Source organism: Rhizorhabdus sp. GW822-FHT03C02 (genome assembly GCF_058801765.1).
Genome location: NZ_JBXANN010000002.1, coordinates 55,878 through 74,247, shown reverse-complemented (window position 1 = coordinate 74,247; position 18,370 = coordinate 55,878). Strand labels below are relative to the sequence as shown.

The 18,370-nt window shown below is 65.6% G+C and carries 18 protein-coding genes; 12 read left to right on the top strand and 6 right to left on the bottom strand.

What is annotated here, in order from left to right; genetic code table 11:
- Positions 1–788 (top strand): hypothetical protein (locus tag AC1RM6_RS07455; protein ID WP_493099711.1); only part of this gene is annotated, 788 nt, incomplete at its 5' end.
- A gap of 114 nt (positions 789–902) precedes the next feature.
- Here AC1RM6_RS07455 and AC1RM6_RS07450 read toward each other — a convergent pair.
- Together AC1RM6_RS07450 and AC1RM6_RS07445 are read right to left on the bottom strand one after the other, a co-directional pair.
- Positions 903–1,673 carry a class I SAM-dependent methyltransferase gene (locus tag AC1RM6_RS07450; protein WP_493099709.1) on the bottom strand — a complete coding sequence of 257 codons (771 nt, stop codon included), beginning with the start codon at positions 1,671–1,673 and terminating at the stop codon, positions 903–905.
- A 136-nt stretch (positions 1,674–1,809) separates the two neighbouring features.
- Complete coding sequence (locus AC1RM6_RS07445) at positions 1,810–2,835, bottom strand: phytanoyl-CoA dioxygenase family protein (RefSeq protein WP_493099707.1); 1,026 nt, start codon at positions 2,833–2,835, stop codon at positions 1,810–1,812.
- A 209-nt stretch (positions 2,836–3,044) separates the two neighbouring features.
- Between AC1RM6_RS07445 and AC1RM6_RS07440 the strand changes: the two genes are divergently transcribed.
- The 8 genes from AC1RM6_RS07440 (at position 3,045) to AC1RM6_RS07405 (ending at position 11,106) form a co-directional block, all read left to right on the top strand.
- Complete coding sequence (locus tag AC1RM6_RS07440; RefSeq protein ID WP_493099705.1) at positions 3,045–3,842, top strand: ABC transporter permease; 798 nt, start codon at positions 3,045–3,047, stop codon at positions 3,840–3,842.
- Between the two features lie 39 nt (positions 3,843–3,881).
- Positions 3,882–5,045 (top strand): KpsE/RkpR family capsule polysaccharide export protein, encoded by a 1,164-nt coding sequence (locus AC1RM6_RS07435; protein WP_493099703.1) that lies wholly within the window; start codon positions 3,882–3,884, stop codon positions 5,043–5,045.
- Positions 5,046–5,116: 71 nt separating this feature from the next.
- Positions 5,117–6,409, top strand: coding sequence for a glycosyltransferase family 4 protein (locus tag AC1RM6_RS07430; RefSeq protein WP_493099701.1), 1,293 nt, complete (start codon positions 5,117–5,119; stop codon positions 6,407–6,409).
- 182 nt (positions 6,410–6,591) lie between these two features.
- Positions 6,592–7,506 carry a sulfite exporter TauE/SafE family protein gene (locus tag AC1RM6_RS07425; protein WP_493099699.1) on the top strand — a complete coding sequence of 305 codons (915 nt, stop codon included), beginning with the start codon at positions 6,592–6,594 and terminating at the stop codon, positions 7,504–7,506.
- 23 nt (positions 7,507–7,529) lie between these two features.
- Complete coding sequence (locus AC1RM6_RS07420) at positions 7,530–8,279, top strand: TIGR02186 family protein (RefSeq protein WP_493100593.1); 750 nt, start codon at positions 7,530–7,532, stop codon at positions 8,277–8,279.
- A 265-nt stretch (positions 8,280–8,544) separates the two neighbouring features.
- On the top strand, positions 8,545–10,155 hold the full coding sequence (locus AC1RM6_RS07415) for an ATP-binding protein (RefSeq protein ID WP_493100591.1): 1,611 nt from the start codon (positions 8,545–8,547) through the stop codon (positions 10,153–10,155).
- A gap of 212 nt (positions 10,156–10,367) precedes the next feature.
- Positions 10,368–10,574: a hypothetical protein gene (locus tag AC1RM6_RS07410; protein WP_493099697.1), complete on the top strand. Its 207-nt coding sequence runs from the start codon at positions 10,368–10,370 to the stop codon at positions 10,572–10,574.
- Positions 10,575–10,701: 127 nt separating this feature from the next.
- A complete protein-coding gene (locus AC1RM6_RS07405) occupies positions 10,702–11,106 on the top strand; it encodes an EF-hand domain-containing protein (RefSeq protein WP_493099695.1) in 405 nt (134 codons plus the stop codon).
- 15 nt (positions 11,107–11,121) lie between these two features.
- Here the strand turns inward: AC1RM6_RS07405 and AC1RM6_RS07400 are convergent, their stop codons facing one another.
- The gene (locus AC1RM6_RS07400) at positions 11,122–11,793 is read right to left on the bottom strand and encodes a peptidylprolyl isomerase (RefSeq protein ID WP_493099693.1); all 672 of its coding nucleotides are present in this window, start codon (positions 11,791–11,793) and stop codon (positions 11,122–11,124) included.
- A 134-nt stretch (positions 11,794–11,927) separates the two neighbouring features.
- Here AC1RM6_RS07400 and AC1RM6_RS07395 point away from each other — a divergent pair, with 134 nt between their 5' ends.
- The 3 genes from AC1RM6_RS07395 to AC1RM6_RS07385 all read left to right on the top strand — a co-directional run bounded on the left by AC1RM6_RS07395 (position 11,928) and on the right by AC1RM6_RS07385 (position 14,469).
- On the top strand, positions 11,928–12,875 hold the full coding sequence (locus AC1RM6_RS07395) for an aldo/keto reductase (RefSeq protein ID WP_493099691.1): 948 nt from the start codon (positions 11,928–11,930) through the stop codon (positions 12,873–12,875).
- Between the two features lie 69 nt (positions 12,876–12,944).
- Entirely contained in the window at positions 12,945–13,544 is a 600-nt protein-coding gene (locus AC1RM6_RS07390) for a TetR/AcrR family transcriptional regulator (RefSeq protein ID WP_493099690.1), read from the top strand.
- Positions 13,545–13,626: 82 nt separating this feature from the next.
- Entirely contained in the window at positions 13,627–14,469 is an 843-nt protein-coding gene (locus tag AC1RM6_RS07385; protein ID WP_493099688.1) for a TauD/TfdA dioxygenase family protein, read from the top strand.
- Positions 14,470–14,565: 96 nt separating this feature from the next.
- On the opposite strand, the gene paoC is transcribed toward AC1RM6_RS07385, so the two are convergent.
- From paoC to paoA, 3 genes are read right to left on the bottom strand one after another with little or no spacing between them, the layout of a single operon-like run.
- Entirely contained in the window at positions 14,566–16,773 is a 2,208-nt protein-coding gene (gene paoC, locus AC1RM6_RS07380) for an aldehyde oxidoreductase molybdenum-binding subunit PaoC (RefSeq protein ID WP_493099686.1), read from the bottom strand.
- A complete protein-coding gene (locus AC1RM6_RS07375; RefSeq protein WP_493099684.1) occupies positions 16,770–17,726 on the bottom strand; it encodes an FAD binding domain-containing protein in 957 nt (318 codons plus the stop codon). The genes paoC and AC1RM6_RS07375 overlap by 4 nt, the downstream gene beginning before the upstream one ends.
- Positions 17,723–18,364, bottom strand: coding sequence for an aldehyde dehydrogenase iron-sulfur subunit PaoA (gene paoA / locus AC1RM6_RS07370; RefSeq protein WP_493099682.1), 642 nt, complete (start codon positions 18,362–18,364; stop codon positions 17,723–17,725). The genes AC1RM6_RS07375 and paoA overlap by 4 nt, the downstream gene beginning before the upstream one ends.
- Positions 18,365–18,370: the final 6 nt, after the last annotated feature.

The following is an 18,370-nucleotide window of genomic DNA, read 5'->3' as shown; positions in this document are numbered from 1 at the left end:
CCATCATCGACTTCGATCAGGCCAATGCCAGCACGCTGTCGTCCGAACTGATCTATTTCGACACCCAGGGCCGCATCGACCTGCGCGACCAGAATTTCGACAATGGTACGCGCGTCATTATCGACGCCGACCAGGCCAATATGAGCAGCCTTTCGACCGAGCTGATCTATTATGACGTCCAGGGTCGGGTCGACCTGCGCGATCAGCGTTTCGACAATGGCACCCGCGTCGTCATCGACTTCGACCAGGCCGGCGTCACCCCGCTCTCGTCGGAGCTCACCTATTTCGACGCCCAGGGCCGGGTCGACTTCCGCGATCAGAACAGGGACGACGGCACCCGCGTCATCATCGACTCCGACCAGAACAACAACCAGGCCTATACGTCCGAACTCACATATTATGATGCGCAGGGCCGGATCGACTATCGTGACCGCTACATGGATGACGGCAGCCGCATCGTCATCGATTACGACCAGACAAACAGCAGCGCCACGGCCTATGAGACCACCTATCTCGACGCCGCAGGCCGCATCGATATCGTCGATCGGCATAACGATGACGGTTCGTCGGTATTCGTCGACTATGATCAGGCCAATATCGACTCGATTGCGGTCGAGATCATCTACTTCGACGCCCAAAATCGCATCGACCTGCGCGATGTCCGCTATGACAGCGGCATTCGCGAAGTTACTGATTACGACCAGGCCAATGAGCACCCTTGGGCGGCCCATATCTTCGACTATTTGGACGACGGCGTCACCTTCACCGATTACTTCGTCTACGCCTGAGCATCCCCATCACGGAGGATGCGCAGAAGCCAGGCCGGCAATGGCCAATCCGCGATAGTCTGACAGGACACCCAGAGGCGACGAACGCGCCCCTGAGTTAGGCAAGTCGCTCTTTTATTTCCGCAAGATCGTTTCCGAGCCCGAGATCATCAGGTCCGACAGATCGACACCCGGCGGCGCGAGCGTCAGATCGTGCTGATAGGCGATCAGCTTCCAGACATGGCTCGAGAATCCCGCATTCTGGACGTCGCGATAGAACATGTTCGCCGAATATTTGTTCAGCGTCTCATATTCCTCCCACATATGCCCCAGCACGAACGCGGGTTCGAGCTGCGGCACGTTGCCCGCATTGGCGGCGACGATCTCGCGCAGCTGCGGCGCATCATATTTCAGGTGCGAGAAGGGCTCGGGCGTGAAGTCCGACAAATGGCTCCCATAGAAGCTCTGGAACCAGGGAAATACCTTGATGAAGCAGATGCCATCAGGCTTCAGTACGCGCCGCATCTCCGCCAGCACCGCCGGCACGTCGGCGATATGCTCGGCGACCCCCCAGCACATCACCACGTCGAAATGATTGTCCGGAAACGGCATGACGGTTCCGTCATATTTCACCGGGTTGAGCTTGCCGAGGTCCGGAATCGGATCGACGCCGGCGCCCGTCAGACGGCTGACGGCATAGGGTACGACGCTTTCGACTTCCTTGATGTCCAGCGCCGTGACAGAGGCCGCGCCGCGGGCGATCAGGCCCAGGGATATGAGCATCTCTCCACATCCGACGTCGAGGATGGTCTTGCCGGAATAATCGCCGATCTCGGCCGCCAAGAGGTTGGGCACATCCACGAAATGCGTGACCACCCACTGATCCATATCCGGTACAAACGACAAGCGAAAACTCCTCTTTCTGGGTGGTCCGATCAGACTCGCGCAACGGCGAATCATCTTCGCGCGACACTGGTCAGGTGGGTAATCATGACATGCCCCGCGCGCAACATCGTCCGCCGGCGCGCCCGCGCCGCGGCGACTATCGTCCGGCCGGCCCCGTCGCTTCGCGATCGTCGCATGCCGCCGTGAAGGCGCCGAGGTCGTGATACTGGCTCGAATAGGCGAGGTCGCCGAAATATCGAATTTGGGCATGTGCGGGGCTGGTGTTGAAATAATGCGGCCTGACGCCTTGGGGGCAATAATGTCCGACGAGACTCTGTCGCGTCAGTTCGGGCCGCGTGACCGGCGAGCCGCCATGAGCCAGATCGGCATGCCACACGAGGATATCGCCCTTCCTGGCCAGAAACCGCTCCATACCGTCCACGGCGCCATCCGCCAGGACCTGCCGCCATTCATCGTGGGTCTCGGGGCCGTCTTGGCCGGGATCCCAATGCTTCCTCCCGCTGCCGAATTCCCAATCCGGATAACGATGGCTGCCGGGCGTATAGATCAGTTCGCCGGCCCCCGGATGGACATCCTCGAGCGCGATCCAGCATGCCGCCAATTTCATCGGTTCCTCGACCACGACATAAGCGGTGTCCTGATGAAGGCGCTGCTGCGACCCCTGATCGAAGCTCAGGCTTTGAAAAAGCAGCGGCTCGGCTTCGAAGATCAACCGCAGAAACGCCATGAGGCGCGGCGAGGACAGCAGCACGAGCGCTTCCGGCAAGGCGACGAACGAATCGACGACGCGGGTTCCCAGCCGATCCACCGCTTCCGTCAGGCGCTGGGTATGGGCTTCCTGGTGTTTCTGGAAAAGCAGATCGGGATTGCCTTCGCGAAACGACCGGTCGATCTCGCGCTGGAACGCATCGACGGCCGTGATCGGCGCCGCACCTTCGAGGATGATATAGCCGTCGCTCGCGAATTTGCGGACCTGGTCGATCTGCTCGCCGGTCAGCCCGCGCGCGGTCAGTTGCTGGCGCCAATCGGCCCTGTCGATCCAGAGTCCTCCAAATCGGGAATGAAATCGCGGATGTTCCAACAATCGACCTCCAGATACCGGCGACCTGACTAGCAGCGCTTCGCCCGCAGACAAGGCGGATCCGGCGGCCGCGGCGAACACCGCAAATCGCCTTCCTTCGCCGCGGCAAGGCTGCTAGTCAGCGGACAGCCGAGGCCGAACCGCCTCCGCCGCGAATGTGGACGATAAACCGGTCAGGGCATGATACAAACGCGTATGGACCGCCACGGCGGCCGATTTGCTCGCCATCGAGCCCTTCAGAATGACGGTCACGCCTTGACGACGGTGCGCGCCGGATGCGCGGTGTCGGAATGATGCAGTCCGCGGCCAGGATCTACAACGACATCACGGACCAGATGAACGTCATCGGTGCGCTGATCATCCGTGACCTTCAGACCCGGTTCGGCCGCAACAATGTCGGCTATCTGTGGATGATCGGCGAGCCGCTGATGCTGGCCACCGTGATCGGCGGCCTCCATGCCTTCCAGCCCGCTCATGAGGGAACCAACGGGATCAACCCGGTCCCCTTCACCCTGATCGGCTATACGCTCTACATCGTCTTTCGCGGCATCTTCAATCGCGCCGATGCCATCCTCGAGGGCAATGTTCAGTTGCTCTATCACCGGATGGTTTCGGTCCTGGCGATCTCGATCGCGAAGACGATCGTCGAGGCGATGGGCTGCCTGTGCGCCCTCGTCATCCTGCTCTATGTGACGATCGCGCTCGGAATGTCGCTGCCGCCGGCGCGGCCGCTCTACCTGATGGCCGGTGCCGGACTGATCACCTGGTTCTCGTTCGCCGCGGGCCTCAACGTCACCGCCGTGACCTTCGAACGCCCGACGCTCAGCCGGATGGTCCACCCGATCTCCTATTTCTCGCTGCCGGGATCGGGCGCGTTCTTCATGATGGACTGGCTCACGCCGGGCATTCGTCAGTGGATGGTCTGGAATCCGATGGCGATCATATTCGAATATGCCCGTTACGGCATGTTCGAGACCGCGCCCGACACCTATCTTTATGGCGGTTATGCGGTAGGCTGGTGCGCGTTCCTGACCTATACCGGCCTTCTCGGTCTCAGGAAGCAAAAGCAGCATATCCACCTGTCATGACGATAGCCCCCTGTTTTTGCAGCCCATCTGGAAGAATTGATGCACGGAATCATTAAGCCCGAGTCCACCGCGGATGTAGAGAGCAGGGGCTTCGGGCAAGCCCTGCTGGGCTGGGTGCGCCGCAATCTGGCCTTCGTGCTGGTCGTGATCCTTCCGACCGCATTGATCGCGGGCTATTATTATCTGATCGCGGCCGACCAATATCAGTCGGAAACCCATTTCGTCGTGCGCACCGCCGATGCGTCGCCGGGCGTCGCCAGCAATTTCGGAAGCTTTCTCGGCTTCTCCTCGGGCATATCGCAGACCCGCAGCGACGCGCTGAGCGTCAACGACTATCTCAACTCGCAAGAGGCCGTGAACGAGGTCAATCGCCAGTTGAACCTGATCGCGCGCTTTCGCCGTCCGGAGGCCGATTTCTACAGCCGGCTGCGCAATGAGAACCCGACGCCGGAAACGCTGCTCAAATATTATCGCCGCCAGATCAACGTGGGCTTCGACAGCGAATCGGGCATCACCACCTTGAGGGTCCGCGCCTTCCGGCCCGACGACTCCTACGCCATCGTCAAGCAGTTGCTGATATTGGGGGAGCGCAGGGTCAACATTCTCAACGAACGCAGCCTGCATGACACCGTGGTGGTTGCGCGGCGTCAGTTGTCCGATGCCGAAAATGCGCTCGCCGCCATCCAGCAGAAGATGACGCGCTTTCGCCAGGACCGCGGCGACATCGATCCGGCCGGTACCGGCAAGGCGCAGATCACGATGGTGAGCACGCTTCAGATCTCGCTGACCCAGGCACGGGCACAGCTTGCCAGCATGCGCGGCATCATCGCGCCGAGCAGCCCCCAATATATCGCGACCGCCGCGCGCGTGCATGCGCTCGAGGCCCAGGTTGCGGGTCAGGAAGCCAAGCTCGTCGATGGTGGGTCAGCGATCGCCGCCAATATCGGCAATTACGAGAATCTCCAGGTTCGCCAGAGTTTCGCCGCCAAACGCTATGAGGCTGCCGCCGCAAGCCTCCAGAAAGCGCAGGAACAGGCGATCAAGCAGCAGCTTTACATCGTCCGCGTCGTCGAGCCCAATCTGGCCGTCAAATCGCTGTTCCCCGAACGCAAGCGCATCCTGCTCACCGTCTTCTTCTCGCTGCTGATTGCCTATGCCGTCGGCTGGCTGATCTTCGCGGGCGTCAAGGAGCACTCGCTGTAGATGATGAAGACGACGTGCCCGGCGGTCCTGCCGACCTGGCCGGCCTCGTCCGACATCCCGGTGCAGCCGCTATGACGGACGTCATCGACGGATCGCTGGCGGTCGCCCGGAGCGAAGGTTTCGACACGCGCCTGCCGGCCGGGGTCGAGGTGGTGCTCGACATCTCCCGCCTGCTGTCGCGGCTTCTCCATCCGATGCCGACCGGGGTGGATCGGGTGGAGATGGCCTATGCGAGAACCCTGCTCGATCTGATCCCGACACGGCTGCACTTCGCGGCGGTTCACCCGGCCGGCGGCTATGGCCGCCTCGACAGGGCCGATGTGCTCGAGTTCCTTGCGGCGACAGAACTGCAATGGGCGACGGGCCGACGGATGTCGGCGATGGCGCTGCGCTTTCGCGCGCTGCGGATGCTCGCCCGGATGCGCCCCCGGCGCGTCCCGCCACGGCAGGCGGGCGCGCAGCGCTTCTATTTGCAAGCCTCGCCACACCATCTCCACAGGCGCTCGCAGGTCGAAGCGATATTGAAGAAGGAACGTGCCCGGTTCCTGTGCCTGGTGCATGACCTCATCCCGATCGAATATCCCGAATATGCGCGGCCGAACGGTGCCGACCTGCATCGGCTCCGAATCGAGACCATGGTTTCGCTGTGCGACGGCCTGATCACCAACAGCCTGGCGACGGCGGCATCGCTGAAAAAATTTCTTGCGGTCGACGGCCGCCATCCGATCATCGCCTCGGCCCATCTCGGGACCAATGTCGCCGCTCCGGCGGAGCATTCCAGGCCGCCGGCGAGCGGGCCGATATCGCGGCCCTATTTCGTCGTGATCAGCACGATCGAGCCGCGCAAAAACCATATGCTGCTGCTCAACGTCTGGCGGCGAATGATCGAAACCCTCGACGAAGCGCAGATTCCTCATCTGGTGATCATCGGCCGCCGTGGGTGGGAAAACGAGAATGTGGTGGACATGCTCGAGCGATGCGACGTGCTGCGCCCGCACATCACCGAACTGGCGGGCCTGTCGGATGCCGACGTATCGCGGTTCCTGACCGGGGCCCGCGCGCTGCTACTGCCTTCGTTCGCCGAGGGGTTCGGCATGCCCGTCACCGAGGCGCTGGTCATGGGAACCCCGGTCATCTGCAGCGACCTGCCGGCGTTGCGCGAGGCCGGTTGCGAGGTCGCCGACTATATCGACCCACTCGATGGATTGGGCTGGATCGAAGCGATCCGCGACTATAGCGGCGGCTTTTCGGCACGCCGCTCCGCCCAGCTCGAACGCCTCCAGCAATGGCGCGCACCGGACTGGCCCGACCATCTGCGTGTCGTGCTGGCGATGATCGAGGAGCTCGCGACCAGCGGCCGGTGAGCCCGATCGGGAACGCAGCCTCCATGCCGGACCTCGGCGCGTTCGACTCCCCGCGTTCCGGTGTCGACCCGGGCCGCGCTCGATCATGTCGATCCCGGATGCGGCAACATCTGCGAGATCGCCTATGAACCATCGGAAAACCATTCCCCCTGCCCGCTGAAATCGGTTAGCCCTCTAACCGCATGGACCTCTACCTCCCCATCGCCGGCCTGTCGGTGAACATCATCGTCATCATCGGACTGGGCGGGCTCGTCGGAATCCTGTCCGGCATGTTCGGGGTCGGCGGCGGCTTCCTGACCACGCCGCTGCTGATCTTCTACGGCATTCCTCCCGCGGTCGCGGTGGCGTCGTCGGCGACCCAGATCACCGGCGCCAGCGTGTCGGGGGTGATGGCGCACGGCCGGCGCGACGGGGTCGACTATCATATGGGCGCGGTGCTGGTCGCGGGCGGCGCGGTCGGCTCGGTCGCCGGCGGTTATGCGTTCCGGGCGCTGCAGGAGGTCGGCCAGGTCGATACGGTGGTCAGCCTGATGTACGTCATCCTGCTCGGCGGGATCGGCATCATGATGGCCAGGGAATCGATCGGTCTGCTCGTCGCCGGCTGGCGCGGCGCGGCGCCGCGCGCTGCCGCACGCCGCCACCATCCGCTGATCGCGATGCTCCCCTTGCGCTGGCGCTTCTACCGCTCGGGCCTCTACATCTCGCCGCTGGCGCCCTTGATCCTCGGCTTCCTGGTCGGGGTAATGACGGTGCTGATGGGGGTCGGCGGCGGCTTCATCCTGGTGCCGGCGATGATCTACATGCTCGGCATGTCGACCCGGGTCGTGGTCGGCACCTCGCTGTTCCAGATATTGTTCGTCACCGCGGCGACGACGATGGTCCACGCCACCACCACCCACGCGGTCGACGTCGTGCTCGCCGGGCTGCTGCTGATCGGCAGCGTCACCGGCGCCCAGGTCGGCGCGCGGATGACGACGATGGTGAAACCCGAATATCTGCGGCTCGGCCTCGCCTTCATCGTGCTGGTGGTCGCCTTCCGCATGGCGATCGGCCTGGGCTGGCGCCCGCCCGAGATTTTCACGGTCGAACCGCTGTGAGGCTGAAGCGCGCCGGCCTGGCCATGCTCGCGGCGATGGCGCCGCTGCTGCTTGGCGCGGCCGAAGCGCCGCGGCTGGTGCCCGATGTCTCGCAGCGCAAGATCGACATCATCTACAGCTTCACCGGCGCCGAGCTGCTGCTGTTCGGGGCGATCCTCTATCCCGGCGGCCGCGCACCGACCGCCCGGCCCGAGATCGCGGTGGTGATCAAGGGGCCCGCCGAACCGGTGCTGGTCCGCGAGAAGCGCAAGATCGCCGGCATGTGGATCAACGCCGACAGCGCCAGCCTGCGTTCGGTCCCCTCCTTCTACGCGCTCGCCTCGTCGCGGCCGATCGACCGCATCGTCGACGAACGCACCGCGGTGATCTACGAGCTGGGCATCGACAATCTCCAGCTCTCGCCCGCCAGCGGCGGCGACCCGGCCGAGGCGCGCCGATTCGAGGACGGGGTCGTCGATCTCAAGCGCCGCGGCGGCTATTATTCGGAGACCGCGCACGGGGTCGAGATCAGCGAGGGCGTGCTCTACCGGGCCCGCATCGCGATCCCGGCCCGGGTCCCCGTCGGCAAATATACCGCCGAGACCTTCCTGATCGAGAAAGGCCGCGTCGTCGCCGCCGCGACCCGCGACATCGACATCGACAAATCGGGGTTCGAGGCGTTCGTCGCACAATCGGCCGAACGCCATGCGATCCTCTACGGCCTCGTCGCGGTCGCGCTGTCGCTCGCGCTCGGCTGGGCCGCGAGCGCCGCGTTCCGTCGGCTGAACGGGTAGAGCGCGTTTCCCCAAAAAAGCCGTCGCCCCAGCGAAGGCTGGGGCCCATGTCTCTGTCCCAATGCGACGTCGCCCATAGCCTCGCCGCCGCTGCGATCAGCTACCCACGAGCGGCACTGCAAATGGCGACAGACATGGGCCCCAGCCTTCGCTGGGGCGACGATAGTTTTGATGCCCCCCTCTCTCTAAGCCCTTCTTAACGCACAGCCTCTATGCCGTCCCCGATGTGGCCGAGGGGACGAATGTGACGATCAACTGGACCGATATGGCCACCGATGCGGCGCTCGCCGCGATCGGTCCCACCGTTCTTGGCCAGGTCCTGTCGGTCTCGGGCTCCGGCGCGCAGATCCTGGTCGATCGCGCCGCGCTCGACATGCTCGGCAGCGATCCCGATCCGGTGCGGGCTATGGCGGGCCAGGTCGGGTCGCAGGTCAAGCTGCCGGTCGGCCCCTGCTGGGTGGTCGGATCGGTCTCGGCGATCGAGATGCGCGGCGAGCAACTGGTCGCCAGCGTCGACCTGCTCGGCGAGGGCCGCGCCGATGACGCCGGCATCGCCGGCTTCCGCCGCGGCATCACCCGCTTCCCGATCCCGGGCTGCCCGGTCCATGCGGTCGCGACCGCCGATCTCGAAGCGATGTTCAGCGCCGCCGGCGTGCCGCATATCGAAATCGGCACCGTCCACCCCACCCCCGCCACCCGCGCCGCGCTGCTGATCGATGCGATGCTCGGCAAGCATTTCGCGCTGCTGGGATCGACCGGCACCGGCAAGTCGACCGCCGCCGCGCTGATCCTCCACCGCATCTGCGAGATGGCGCCGGCGGGGCATATCGTGATGATCGATCCGCACGGCGAATATGGCGCGGCCTTCGCCGATGCCGGGGCGGTGTTCGACGTGTCGAACCTGGCGATGCCCTATTGGCTGATGAACTTCGAGGAGCATTGCGAGGTGCTGCTCACCACCCGCGGCGCCGATCGCCAGATGGACGCCGACATCCTCGCCAAATGCCTGCTCGCCGCGCGCCAGAAGAACCGCCTCGCCGAAGGCATGCCCCGCCTGACTGTCGACAGCCCGATCCCCTATGTCCTGTCCGACCTGACCCAGATCATCTCGACCGAGATGGGCAAGCTCGACAAGGCGAGCAACAGCGCCCCCTATCTGCGGCTCAAGACCAAGATCGACGAAATCCGATCGGATCCGCGTTACAGCTTCATGTTCTCCGGCATGCTCGTCGGCGACAGCATGAAGGCGTTCATCAAGCGGATCTTCCGCCTGCCCGGCGACGGCCGGCCGATCTCGGTGATCGACGTGTCGGGGGTGCCGTCGGAGATCACCTCGGTGGTGGTCGCGGTGCTCGCGCGGACCGTGTTCGACTATGCGATCTGGGCGCGCGACGCCCAGCATCCGATCCTGCTGGTGTGCGAGGAGGCGCATCGCTACGTCCCCTCGGACACCGGCACTGGCGGCAATGCGGTGCGCCGCATCCTCGAACGGATCGCCAAGGAAGGCCGCAAATATGGCGTGTCGCTGGGTCTGATCACCCAGCGCCCGTCGGATCTCGCCGAAGGCGTGCTCTCGCAATGCGGGACGATCATCGCGATGCGGCTCAACAATGATCGCGACCAGGCCTTCGTCAAGGCGGCGATGCCCGAGGGTTCCCGCGGCTTCCTCGACGCGATCCCGGCACTCCGCAACCGCGAGGCGATCGTCTGCGGCGAGGGCGTGTCGATCCCGATCCGACTGGCGTTCGACGATCTCGACCCGGCGCTGCGCCCGGCGTCGAACGACCCCGCTTTTTCCGCGCTGTGGCGCCGGACCGGCGGCGAGGAAGAAGCGATCGACGAGGTCATCGGCCGCTGGCGCAGCCAGCGGAGATAAGCGCGTTTTTTCGGCTACGCCGAAGCGGCACCAGCCCGCTCCCCCTCCCGACCTCCCATTCAGGATACACTGTGGGAGGTCCGGAGGGGGAGCGGGCTGGTGCCGCACGTGGTTCAGCTCGCTGAACCACAGCAAACAACGCATCCATTTCGGCCCCGGAGCGTTCCCCCGCCTGGCACGTCTTCCCGCGTGCCGTGCAAGGGACGAATGACATGATCACCAGAATGATGCTGATGACCGCGCTGATCGCGGGTGGCGTTTCGGTGGCGGGCGCGCAGACCCCCGCGGCGACCGACGTGCCGACCTGTTCGAAAACCGTCACCGACAAGTGCATCAACCGCACCGCCACGACCAAGAAGGTCGTCCACCACAAGAAGGTGGTCAAGAAGACCAGCAAGACCACGACCACCAACGGGTGATCGAACGGCGACGGGCCCGTGTCAGGCGGGCCCGCGCTTTTCTCGACCTATTCAGGTCACCGACAGACCCGCCATGGCAGTCAGCCTGCTCCAAGAGTGCCTGAATTCGTCAAATGAGATGTGCGTCATGACCCGAACCGTCTTCCTGCTTCTCGCGGCATCGGCCGCAACCAGCCTCGCCTTGCCCGCCTTCGCGCAGACCAGCATCCAGCTGGGCGAGCGGCCGATCAAGCGCGGCGAGGTGATCGCCTTCGTCAACAAGCAGTTCGCGCAGATGGACAGCAACCATGACGGGCATGTCAGCCCGCAGGAATTCCAGGCCTATCATGACGCCCCGGCCAACCAGGGCAGCACCGGCCTCGGCCATGTCGGCGGCCGCTGGTTCGAGAAGACCGACGCCGATGGCGACGGCCGGGTGACGATCGACGAGGCCCGGGCGCGACCGCTGCAGATGTTCGACATGGCCGACGTCAACCGCGACGGCATCGTCAGCCTCGACGAACAGTCGATGGCCGCGCTGTTCATGAAATAAGCGGGTGCTCGCGCACTAGCCGGCACGCCTTATGCTGACGATCGTCACCGGCCGGGTCAGGAACTGGCCCTTCATCCCGGGCGGGCCATCGGTCGGCGAGCGCGGCGCCGCCAGGATCTTCTTCACCACGTCCATGCCCTCCACGACATGGCCGAACGCCGCATAGCCTGCATTGTCGCCGGGCTTCGACGGATCGGCATCCATATAGGGCATGTCGCCGACGATGATGAAGAATTCGCTGGTCGCGGTGCCCGGGGCGTTGCGCCCCATCGAGATCGTACCGTCGACATGTTTGACCCCGGTCTTGCTGGTCGGCTCGTGCGCGATCGGCGGATACATCTTGCGCGGATCGAACTTCACCCCGCCCTGGACCAGGCCCATTTCCGGCATGTTGGGGACCGGCACCGCCCGGTAGAAGGTCATCCCGTCATAGCGTTTGGTGTTCACATAATGGAGGAAATTGGCGGTGGTGGCCGGCGCCCTTTCCTTCTCCAGCTCGAGCAGGATCGACCCCTCGCTGGTGACGATGCTGACCTTGACCATCGCCGGCTTGGGCGCGGGCGGCGGGGCCGGTGCCTCGGCAGCAGCGGGCGGTGCCGCCGGCGCCGGCGGTGCGGCCTCCTGCGCGATGGCGGCGGACGCGAGGCACAGCGAAGCGGCGAGGCACGAAGCGAGGAGCGGTTTCATGCCCCCACTCTACCCGCCCGCGCCGCGACGGCAAGTCGCTCGGCCGCATCGCCGGGGCGCTCGATCCGCGGCCGCTTGACCGGGGGCTGGCCGCCACCGAGACTGGGACGACAGCACCGGCAAGGGAGAGAAGGATGGATATGCGCGAACTCGGCCGCAGCGGCCTGAAGATCGCGCCGCTCGTCTTCGGCGGCAATGTGTTCGGCTGGACGATCGACGAGGCGACCAGCTTCACCCTGCTCGACGCCTTCGTCGATGCCGGGCTCAACGCGATCGACACCGCCGACGTCTATTCGCGCTGGATCCCCGGCCATCAGGGCGGCGAGTCGGAGACGATCATCGGCAAATGGCTCAAGGCCAATCCGGGCAAGCGCGACCGGATCGTGCTGATGACCAAGTTCGGGCTCGACGTCGGCAACGGCAAGGGGTTGTCGGCGGGCCAGATGGTGACCGCGGTCGAGGCGTCGCTCACCCGGCTGCAGACCGATGTCATCGACCTCTACCAGGCGCATCGCTTCGATCCCGACACCCCGCACGAAGAAACCCTCGCCGCCTTCGCCAAGCTGATCGAGGCCGGCAAGGTGCGCGCGATCGGCGCGTCCAACTACACCGCCGACGAACTCTCCGCCGCGCTCGCGACCTCGGCCGGGCATGGCCTGCCAAGCTACGAGACCCTCCAGCCGCTCTACAATCTCTACGACCGCCAGGAATATGAGGGGCCGCTGCGCGACCTGTGCATCGCCGAGACTATCGGCACGATCCCCTATTATTCGCTCGCCGCGGGCTTCCTCACCGGCAAATATCGCTCGGCGGCCGACACCGGCAAAAGCTCGCGCGGCGGCGGGATGGGCCAATATCTCAACGACCGCGGCTTCCGCATCCTCGCCGCGCTCGACGATGTGTCGGCGCGGCTCGGCGCGACCCAGGCCGAGGTCGCGCTCGCCTGGCTGATCGCGCGCGAAGGGGTCACCGCGCCGATCGCGAGCGCCACCAGCCTCGCCCAGTTGCAGGGTTTGATCAATTCGGTATCGCTGGTGTTGCCCGCCGAGGACATCGCCGCGCTGGATCAAGCCGGGGAATAACGTCGCCCGTGGCCGAAATCGTCGATCGCCCCTATAGGCTGGCGATCGATATCGGTCCGGGACATCCAGATGGCATCAGAACGCAGGCTCGGCGTCAAGAACACCAAGGCGCGCACCCAGCTGGTCGACGCCGCCGACGCCTTGCTCTCCGAAGAGGGCTTCCAGGCGATCAGCGCGCGACGGGTCGCCGAACGCGCCGGCCTGAAACCCCAGCTCGTCCATTATTATTTCCGGACGATGGACGATCTGGTCATCACCGTCTTCCGCCGCGCGACCGAGCAATATCTCGAACAGCATGAGCGGGCGCTGGCCGAACCCCAGCCGCTCCGCGCGCTGTGGAAGCTCAACACCAATCCCGCCGACACCAAGCGCATCATGGAATTCATCGCGGTCGGCAGCCACCGCGAAGGGTTGCGCGCCGAGATTTCGCGGTCGGGCGAGCATTTTCGTACGCTCCAGATTGGCGTCGTCACCCGCGCCTTCGCCGCGCAGGGGATCGACGAGGCGATGTTCCCGCCGGCGGCGATCGTGATGCTGATGGCGGCGATCTCGCGCGCGCTGGTGATGGAGAAGACCCTCGGCATCACCATGGCGCATGACGAGCTGCGCGGGATGATGGGCCGCTTCCTCGAGCGGGTCGAACCGCTTTCGGAGGCCCAGACGGACTAGCTTTCACCGCGGATCAGCCCGCCTCTTGACCGCCACCGCCAATTTGCTCAGAGGGTGTACAGCATTTTGGAGAGCGATGGTCATGCATATCGAAGTCGAGCCGATCAAGCCGCATATCGGTGCCCGGGTCCATGTCGACCGCACGACGCTGTTCGACAAGGAAACCGGCCAGCGCTGCCGTGAACTGCTCGAGGCGCATGGCGTGCTGGTCTTCCCGCGGATCGGGCTCAGCGACGCCGAACAGCTCGCCTTCACCGACAATCTCGGCGAGCGGATCAACCTCAGCCGCTCGGTCCCCGGCGCCAATCCGGAGGCGCCCGAGGTCTACAAGGTCACGCTCGATCCGAAGATCAATGAGCAGCCCGAATATGTGCAGGGCACCTTCTTCTGGCACATGGACGGCATCACCACCAACGCGCCGCCGCCCAAGGCGACGCTGCTGACCGGCCGCAGCATCGCCGCCAGGGGCGGCCACACCGAATTCGCCAGCACCTATGCCGCCTATGACCATCTGCCCAAGGACGAGAAGGCCGAGATCGCCGGGCTGCGCGTGCTCCACAGCGTCCCCGCCAGCATCGCCTCGGTCGTCGAGAACCCGTCCGAGGAGGACGTCGCCCGCTGGAACCGCGCGCCGGTCAACGAGCATCCTCTGGTGTGGACCCACGAGACCGGCCGCAAGTCGCTGGTGATCGGTTCGACCGCCGACCGCGTCATCGGCATGACCCTGGCCGAAGGCCGCGCGCTGCTGGTGCGGATGGTCGAATGGGCCGCCCAGCCCGACTTCAGCTATCGCCACCATTGGGAACAGGGCGACCTGGTCGTCTGGGACAATACCGGCTCCCTCCACCGGGTGATCCCCTATGACAAGAGCTCGGGCCGGATGATGCACCGCACCGCGATCGCCGGCCACGAACCGGTCAATTGAATTAAACCCGTCGCCCCGGCGGAGGCCGGGGCCGCCCACGTCGAGGACGCGCTCTATCTTGGGCGGCCCCGGCCTCCGCCGGGGCGACGATCTGATTTAAGCCTTCACCAGCCCCTTGAGCACCTTGTCGAGCGTCAGCGGATAGTCGCGGATGCGCACCCCGCAGGCATTGTAGACCGCGTTGGCGACCGCGGCGCCGGCGCCGCAGATGCCGAGTTCGCCGACCCCCTTGGCCTTCATCGGCGAGGATTTGTCGTCGAGTTCGTCGACGAAGAACACATCCTGTTCGGGAATGTCGGCGTGCACCGGCACCTGATATTCGGCCATGTCGTGGTTGACGAAATAGCCGAAGCGCGGATCGACGACGAGTTCCTCCATCAGCGCCGCGCCCACCCCCATCGCCATCGCCCCGATCACCTGGCTGCGCGCGGCCTTGGGGTTGATGATCCGGCCGGCGGCGAAGGCCCCGCCCATCCGCCGCACCCGGATCTCGCCGGTCGAGACGTCGACCCCGACCTCGCAGAAATGCGCGCCGAACGTCCCCTGGGCGTAGCGCTTGGCGAGATCGCCATATTCGATCTTGTCCTCGGCGACCGCACCCTGCGCGCCGGCCGCTTCGCCAAGCTTCACCCGCCGGTTGCCGCCGATGATATAGCCGCCCTCGAACTCGGCATCGCCGGCGTTGAAGCCCGCCTTTTGCGCCAGTTGATCGCGCAGCATCACGCATGCCGCGTAGACGCCGGCGGTCGAGTTGTTGCCGCCCCACTGCCCGCCCGAGCCGGCCGACGCCGGGAAATCGCTGTCGCCGAGCCGCACCACGACGTCGTCGAGCCCGACCCCCATCATCTCGGCGGCGGTCTGGGCGATGATCGTATAGCTGCCGGTGCCGATGTCGGTCATGTCGGTCTCGACGGTGACGATCCCCTTCGCGCTGACCGCGACCCGCGCGCCCGACTTCATCACCAGATTGTTGCGGAACGCCGATGCCATTCCCATCCCGACCAACCAGCGCCCGTCGCGGACCTGTCCGGGCTTCGCCTTGCGCCGCGACCAGGTGAAGCGGTCGGCGCCTATCTTGAGGCATTCGACGAACTTGCGGCTCGAGAAAGGGCGGCTCGGCCCCTTCTCCGGATCGAACTGGACATCGTTGACGATGCGCAGTTCGACCGGATCCATCGCCAGCTTCTCGGCGAGTTCGTCCATCGCGATCTCGAGCGCGAGCAGGCCGACCGCCTCGCCCGGCGCGCGCATCGCATTGCCCTCGGGCAGGTCGAGCGTCGCCAGCCGGTGCGCGGTCATCCGGTTCTCGCCGCGATAGAGCAGCCGGGTCTGCATCGCCGAGGTCTCGGGGTCGCCGCCGGGCAGGTTGCCCGACCAGCTCTCATGGCCGATCGCCTGGATCACCCCCTGCCTGTCGGCGCCGATGCGGATGCGCTGGATCGTCGCCGGCCGGTGGGTGGTGTTGTTGAAGATCTGCGGGCGGGCGAGCGCGACCTTGACCGGCCGGCCGCACGCCCTGGCGCCCAATGCCGCCATGATCGCATCGGCGCGGATCCACAGCTTCGATCCGAAGCCGCCACCGATATAGGGCGAGACGATCCGCACATTGGCCTTGTCGATGCCGAGCGTCGCCGCGGTGTCGCGCACGGCCCAGGCGATCATCTGATTCGACGTCCACAAGGTGAGCTTGTCGCCCTCCCACGCCGCGATCGTCGCATGCGGTTCCATCATCGCATGGTTTTGGTCGGGGGTGGTGTAGCGCTGGTCGACCTTGACCTCGGCCTTGGCGAAGGCGCCCGCGAAATCGCCGACCGCGGTGTCGGGGGCATTGTCGCCGCTGCCCTCGGGCTTGACCGCATGGCTGGTCTCGGCGGCGAGGTCGAACTTTCCCTTCACCGGCGCATAGTCGACATGGACCAGCTTGGCCGCATCGCGCGCCTGTTCGAAGCTTTCGGCGACGATCAGCGCGACCGCCTGATCATAATGCTCGATCTCGGGACCCGCGAGCAGCCTGGCGGTGTGCGACCGCGCCTTCTTGAGCGGGCCGGCATTGGCGGCGGTGACCACCGCCAGCACCCCCGGCGCCGCCTCGGCATCGCGCGTATCGATATGCGCGATCCGGCCGGTGGCGATCGCCGATCCCAGGATCACGCCATAGGCGGCGTTGGGCGCCTTGTCGTTCTGCTCATAGGCGTAGGGCGCAACGCCGCAGACCTTGTCCCGGCCGTCGATCCGGTCCTGCGGGCGGCCGACGATCCGTCCCCGATCGATCGGGTTGGTGACGGCGGGGGTGTCGAACTTCATGCCCGCGCTCCCTGTTCGGCATCGGCGATGGTCGCGGCGAGCGTGCGTTCGAGCAACGTCGTCTTGAACGCATTCTGGTCGGTGGTCTTCGCGCCCGCGAGCACCGATGCGGCGATCTTCGCGGCGCCGCGTTCGGCTTCGGCGGCCTCGACCCGCCACGGCTTGTGCGCGAGCCCGCCAAAGGCATAGCGCCCGCTGCCGTCGGGCTGGACCACCGCTGCGACCGAGACGGTGGCGAAGGCATAGGAGGCACGGTCGCGGACCTTGCGGTAGCGGTGGCTGCCGCCGATCGGCGCGGGCAGCACCACCGCGGTGATGAGCTCGCCGGGCTTGAGTGCGGTCTCGATCTGCGGACTGTCGCCGGGCAGAAGGTGGAAATCGGCGATCGGGATCGCGCGGGTGGCGCCGTCGGGTCCGACCGTCTCGACCACCGCGTCGAGCAGCCGCATCGCCACCGCCATGTCCGACGGATGGGTGGCGATGCAGGCCTCGCTGGTCCCGAGTATCGCCAGGTTGCGGTTGAATCCGCCGATCGCCGCACAACCCGATCCGGGCCTGCGCTTGTTGCACGGCTTGGTGGTGTCGTAGAAATAGGGACAACGGGTGCGCTGGAGCAGGTTGCCGCCGGTGGTCGCCTTGTTGCGCAGCTGCCCCGATGCCCCCGAGAACAGCGCGCGCGACAGCACCGCATAGTCCTTGCGGATGCGCTTGTCGGCGGCGAGGTCGGTGTTGCGCACCAGCGCGCCGATCCGCACCCCACCGTCGTCGGTCCTGGCGATCCGGTCGAGGTCGAGACGGTTGACGTCGATCAGATGCGCCGGGGTCTCGATCTGCAGCTTCATCAGGTCGAGCAGGTTGGTGCCGCCGGCGATGAACTTCGCCCCCGGATTCGCCACCGCCGCGGCGGCCGCTGCCGCGGGGCTTTCGGCGCGCTCATAGGTGAAGGATTTCATGCGCGTTCCCCGGCGACGTCGCGGATCGCGGCGACGATGTTCGAATAAGCGGCGCAGCGGCAGATATTGCCGCTCATCCGCTCGCGTATCTCCTCGGGGCTCGGCTCCATCGGGGCGAGCAGGTCGGCGCTGACATGGCTGGGAATGCCCTTGCGGATTTCCTCAAGCATCGCCACCGAAGAGCAGATCTGCCCCGGCGTGCAATAGCCGCATTGATAGCCGTCATGGGTGATGAAGGCGCGCTGCATCGGATGGAGATCGTCTGGGGTGCCGAGCCCCTCGATCGTCGTCACCTCGTCGCCGTCGTGCATCACCGCCAGCGTCAGGCAGCTGTTGATCCGCCGCCCCTCGACGATGACGGTGCAGGCGCCGCACTGGCCATGGTCGCAGCCCTTCTTGGTGCCGGTCAGATGGAGATGCTCGCGCAGCGCATCAAGCAGGGTCGTGCGCGGATCGACATCGAGCGTGCGGGCCTTGCCGTTGATCTTGAGGGTCGTCGATAGGGTCGGCGTCGAGGCCATGATATTCTCCGAACGCGGCGGATCGGCGGCGAGCAGGGGTGTCGCCGCCGTGGCGCAGGTAGCCGCGCCGCCGGCCAGCAGCCCGCGTCGCGTCACCGACAGGTGCCCGTTTTCCATTTCGCC

What these genes read in the sequence shown, in the direction of transcription:
- AC1RM6_RS07440 (WP_493099705.1), top strand. Translation starts at nt 3,045, where the DNA reads ATGATGCAGTCCGCGGCCAGGATCTACAACGACATCACGGACCAGATG.
- AC1RM6_RS07435 (WP_493099703.1), top strand. Translation starts at nt 3,882, where the DNA reads ATGCACGGAATCATTAAGCCCGAGTCCACCGCGGATGTAGAGAGCAGG.
- AC1RM6_RS07430 (WP_493099701.1), top strand. Translation starts at nt 5,117, where the DNA reads ATGACGGACGTCATCGACGGATCGCTGGCGGTCGCCCGGAGCGAAGGT.
- AC1RM6_RS07425 (WP_493099699.1), top strand. Translation starts at nt 6,592, where the DNA reads ATGGACCTCTACCTCCCCATCGCCGGCCTGTCGGTGAACATCATCGTC.
- AC1RM6_RS07420 (WP_493100593.1), top strand. Translation starts at nt 7,530, where the DNA reads ATGCTCGCGGCGATGGCGCCGCTGCTGCTTGGCGCGGCCGAAGCGCCG.
- AC1RM6_RS07415 (WP_493100591.1), top strand. Translation starts at nt 8,545, where the DNA reads ATGGCCACCGATGCGGCGCTCGCCGCGATCGGTCCCACCGTTCTTGGC.
- AC1RM6_RS07410 (WP_493099697.1), top strand. Translation starts at nt 10,368, where the DNA reads ATGATCACCAGAATGATGCTGATGACCGCGCTGATCGCGGGTGGCGTT.
- AC1RM6_RS07405 (WP_493099695.1), top strand. Translation starts at nt 10,702, where the DNA reads ATGACCCGAACCGTCTTCCTGCTTCTCGCGGCATCGGCCGCAACCAGC.
- AC1RM6_RS07400 (WP_493099693.1), bottom strand. Translation starts at nt 11,793, where the DNA reads ATGAAACCGCTCCTCGCTTCGTGCCTCGCCGCTTCGCTGTGCCTCGCG.
- AC1RM6_RS07395 (WP_493099691.1), top strand. Translation starts at nt 11,928, where the DNA reads ATGGATATGCGCGAACTCGGCCGCAGCGGCCTGAAGATCGCGCCGCTC.
- AC1RM6_RS07390 (WP_493099690.1), top strand. Translation starts at nt 12,945, where the DNA reads ATGGCATCAGAACGCAGGCTCGGCGTCAAGAACACCAAGGCGCGCACC.
- AC1RM6_RS07385 (WP_493099688.1), top strand. Translation starts at nt 13,627, where the DNA reads ATGCATATCGAAGTCGAGCCGATCAAGCCGCATATCGGTGCCCGGGTC.
- paoC (WP_493099686.1), bottom strand. Translation starts at nt 16,773, where the DNA reads ATGAAGTTCGACACCCCCGCCGTCACCAACCCGATCGATCGGGGACGG.
- AC1RM6_RS07375 (WP_493099684.1), bottom strand. Translation starts at nt 17,726, where the DNA reads ATGAAATCCTTCACCTATGAGCGCGCCGAAAGCCCCGCGGCAGCGGCC.
- paoA (WP_493099682.1), bottom strand. Translation starts at nt 18,364, where the DNA reads ATGGAAAACGGGCACCTGTCGGTGACGCGACGCGGGCTGCTGGCCGGC.